We start from the raw sequence: 3,531 nt of genomic DNA, 5'->3' as shown, positions 1-3,531 counted from the left end.
CGAGCAGGCCGAGCGCGATGCCGATGCCGCCCGCGACCACGAGCGCCGCGCCGAGCAGCACGAGCGTCGAGAGCAGCGCGGGCCCGATCACCGCCGCGACCGGCTGCGCGAAGAGCCGCGAATGGCCGAACTGCCCCTGCAGCAGCGCGGAGGCCCAGGCCGCGTAGCGGGCGAGCAGCGGCTGGTCGAGGCCATGCAGTGCACGCAGCCGCGCCGCGTCTTCGGCGGTCAGGCGCGGGTCACCGGCGATGGCGAGATCGATCGGATCGCCCGGCATCAGCCCGATCAGCAGGAACATGGCGAAGGACAGGATCGCCATGGTTAGCGCGATCTGGACGAGCCGCGCGGCGAGCAGGCGGATCACCTGACGCGCCACTCCTCCGCCCAGAGGGAGGACGGCGCGAGATGGCCGGTCGGGCGCACTCCGTCGAGCCAGGCGGGCCAGACATGCGCATCCGCGCGGAACCAGAGCGGGATCGCCGGCAGTTCCTCGGCATAGATCGCCTGCAGTCGCTGCCACAGCGCGCGACGGCGTTCGCGGTCGAGCTCGATCGGGATCGCTTCGAGAAGCTGGTCCATCTCGGCGTTGCGGAAGCCGGTGTAGTTCTGGCCCGACCAGTTGCGCTCGGCGCGCGGGATCTCGTCGGAGTGCAGCGTGGAGCGGGGCACGGATTCCGGCGCGCTGATCCAGGCGAAGAGCACCGCGCCGGTGAAGCGGCGGCGGTTCAGCGTCTCGCCGAACAGCACGCGCGGCGGCTCGTTCCTGATGCGCGCCTCGATGCCGGCCTGGCGCCACATGCCCTGGATCACCTGCTGCACCGCCTCGCGCGAGCGGTTGCCGGCGGTGGTCATCAACTCGACGGTCAGGCGTTCTCCGCCAGAGTTGCGGCGGATGCCGTCGGGGGCGGGGCGCCAGCCGGCCTCGTCCAGCAGCGCGCGGGCGCGGGCGAGGTCGACGGGCCATTGGCGGACATCGTTGTCGTGCACCCAGTCGAGCGGGTTGACGTTGGTGTGCGCGACGGTCTGCCGCCCCTCGAACAGGCGCTGCACGATCTGGCCGCGGTCGATCGCGTGGATCAGCGCATGGCGCACGCGCCGGTCCGCCAGCGTCGGGGTGTCGAGGTTGAGGTCGAGATGCTCGTAGACGAGGCCCGGCTTGTACTCGAAGCGGAAGCGGTTGCCGGCGCGGCGTTCGAGGGCGGCGGCCTGGTCGAGCGGCAGGCCGAGCTCGCCGGCGATCATGTCGAGCTGGCCGGCGAGCAGCTGGGCTTCCAGCGCGGCGGTGTTCTCGACGGTGCGGATCGCGATGCGGCGGAAGGCGGGCTGGGTGCCGGCCCAGGCGGCGTTGCGCTCCAGCGTGATGCCGGCGCCGGGTTGCAGGGCGGCGACGCGATAGGGGCCGTTCCAGAGCGCGGGGTTGGTCGGCTCCGTCTCATAGGCGCTGCGGCTGCGGTAGGTGCGCGGCTCCTGTTCCCAGCGCCGGCGCTCGACATGCGACGGCAGCGGTTCCCAGGTGCCGGTCGAGGCGTATTCGAAGGTCACGCGGTCGAAGCGCAGCGTGATGGTGCGCAGATCCACCACGATCGCCTCGTAGGCGGAGCGGTAGAACTCGCTGCCGCCGAAGCCGGTCGAGAAGTCGCGTCCGGCCTGCCAGGCGAAGAGCAGGTCCTCCGCGCTGACCGGCGTGCCGTCGCCCCAGCGCCAGCCTTCGCGCAGGCGCCATGTGACGCGGATGCCCGGCCGGCCGTCCGGCGTCGTCTCGCGCTCGGCGAGGCCGTTGTCGAGCGAGGGCACGGTCTCGCAGCCGAGGCAGGCGAGGCGCCAGTCGGGGTCGTAGGAGGTGAGCGGGCGGCGGGTGAAGCCGAGGACGTAGGACTTCGCCGCCATGGAATCGATGTTGGGGTGCAGCGTCGAGGGATACTGCGTGATGCCGATCGTCAGCTGCTCGCGCGTCGTCTGCGCGAGGGCAGGGGCGGCGACGAGCAGGGCGCAGGCGGTCAGGAAGAGGCGGGCGGCCATTGGCGGGCTCCGTGCCAGACCGTGAGGATGACGATCCTGTCCTGCCGCACTTCGGAGTGCAGCCGATAGGGTGTGCGCGGGACCGGAAGCCTGCGCGAGCCGAGCTCCGCCTCGGCGCGCCCTGCTTCCGGATACTCCAGCAACAGCTCGGCGGTCGCGCGGATCGCGGCGACTGTGGCGCGTGCCGCTGACGGGTTGTCCTGCGCGATGAACAGCCGGATCTCCGACAGGAGCTGCCGGGCCTCGGCTGACCAGACAAGTCTCACGAGGCGGCGCGCTGGCGTGCCTCGAGATCCTCGACCCAGGCATCGAGCTCCGCCATCACCTCGTCATGCGAGGCGACGCGGCCCGCATCCGCATCGGCCCTGCCACGGGCGATCGAGCGCGCCAGCGCGTCCCGGTCGGCGAGCATTGCCTCGGCCGCCTCACGCAGCAGCGCCTCTGGCGTGGATTGCGTCTCGCCGGCGACAAGGTGCAGCCGTCGTGCAAGCTCCTCCGGCAGGTCCACGCTGATCCGCACCATGCCCGCCTCCTGCTACTCCGCCGCGTCCTTCGGCTTCGCTTCCGCCAGGCTGCCGATGCCGCCATGGGCCTTCGACCAGCCGACCGGGTCTTCCAGGAACCTGCGCACCGCGGCCAGCGCTGACTCGGAGAAATAGGGACGCTCGCGGCAGACCTCCAGAACGTCCCACCAGGTGCAGAGATGGTGCAGGTTGAGGCCCATCGCCTTCATCTGCTCGAAGCTGCCGGGGAAGACGCCGTAGTAGAAGACGACGAAGGTGTGGTCGCAGATCGCGCCCGCATCGCGCAGTGCCTGCGCGAACTTGATCTTGGACGCGCCGTCGGTGGTCAGGTCCTCGACCAGCAGCGTCTGCTTGCCGACCGGCACCTCGCCCTCGATCTGGGCGTTGCGGCCGAAGCCCTTCGGCTTCTTCCGCACATAGGCCATCGGCGCGAGCATGCGGTCGGCGATCCAGGCGCCGAAGGGGATCCCGGCGGTCTCGCCGCCCACCACTGCCTCGATCGTCTCGTAGCCCACGTGGCGGTGGATCTTCTGCACGCCGAGGTCGCAGATCTGGTTGCGGGCGCGGGGGAAGGAGATGATCTTGCGGCAGTCGATGTAGACGGGGCTCTTCCAGCCGCTCGTGAAGGTGTAGGGCTCCTCCGGGCGGAAGTTCACCGCCTTGATCTCGAGCAGGATGCGCGCAGTGGTGAGCGCGGCGTCCCGGTCCCAGTCGGAGGCATGCGTGGCGGCCATCGGGGCGATTCCTTGGGTGTAGGCGTGCCCTTTGTTCGTATCCCTGGGCGGCGGGCGCGTCCATGACGGGCGCGGCGGAGAGAGTCTGGGTGCTGGCCGACCCGAGGGCGGGGACGGCGGCGCAGGCGCTCGGCATCGCGGAGCGGCTGGGCGAGCCGTTCCGGACCGTCCCGCTCGGCTGGGGCCCGCTGGCGCGGCTGCCGCTGCCGGTGCCGACCCTGGCGGGGCTGACGGACGAGGCGCGGGGCGGCTTC

General features: G+C 71.3%; 4 protein-coding genes and 1 pseudogene. All 5 read right to left on the bottom strand.

Going from position 1 to position 3,531, the window contains the following annotated elements; translation table 11 throughout:
* Positions 1–364 (bottom strand): annotated as a pseudogene (locus L2I40_RS20640) (ABC transporter permease); the annotation flags it as partial.
* Positions 361–2,019 (bottom strand): peptide ABC transporter substrate-binding protein, encoded by a 1,659-nt coding sequence (locus tag L2I40_RS20635; protein ID WP_237217055.1) that lies wholly within the window; start codon positions 2,017–2,019, stop codon positions 361–363. The pseudogene L2I40_RS20640 and the gene L2I40_RS20635, both read right to left, overlap by 4 nt.
* A complete protein-coding gene (locus L2I40_RS20630) occupies positions 1,998–2,285 on the bottom strand; it encodes a type II toxin-antitoxin system RelE/ParE family toxin (RefSeq protein ID WP_237217054.1) in 288 nt (95 codons plus the stop codon). The genes L2I40_RS20635 and L2I40_RS20630 overlap by 22 nt, the downstream gene beginning before the upstream one ends.
* Positions 2,282–2,542 carry a CopG family ribbon-helix-helix protein gene (locus tag L2I40_RS20625; protein WP_237217053.1) on the bottom strand — a complete coding sequence of 87 codons (261 nt, stop codon included), beginning with the start codon at positions 2,540–2,542 and terminating at the stop codon, positions 2,282–2,284. Before L2I40_RS20625 ends, L2I40_RS20630 begins: the two co-directional genes overlap by 4 nt.
* Positions 2,543–2,554: 12 nt before the next feature.
* Positions 2,555–3,277, bottom strand: coding sequence for an orotate phosphoribosyltransferase (locus tag L2I40_RS20620; protein WP_237217052.1), 723 nt, complete (start codon positions 3,275–3,277; stop codon positions 2,555–2,557).
* Positions 3,278–3,531: the final 254 nt, after the last annotated feature.

The sequence above is a fragment of the Falsiroseomonas oryziterrae genome (assembly GCF_021864505.1).
Classification (GTDB): domain Bacteria; phylum Pseudomonadota; class Alphaproteobacteria; order Acetobacterales; family Acetobacteraceae; genus Falsiroseomonas; species Falsiroseomonas oryziterrae.
Note: the sequence above shows the minus strand (reverse complement) of the source record. Positions and strands in the feature narration are given on the sequence as shown.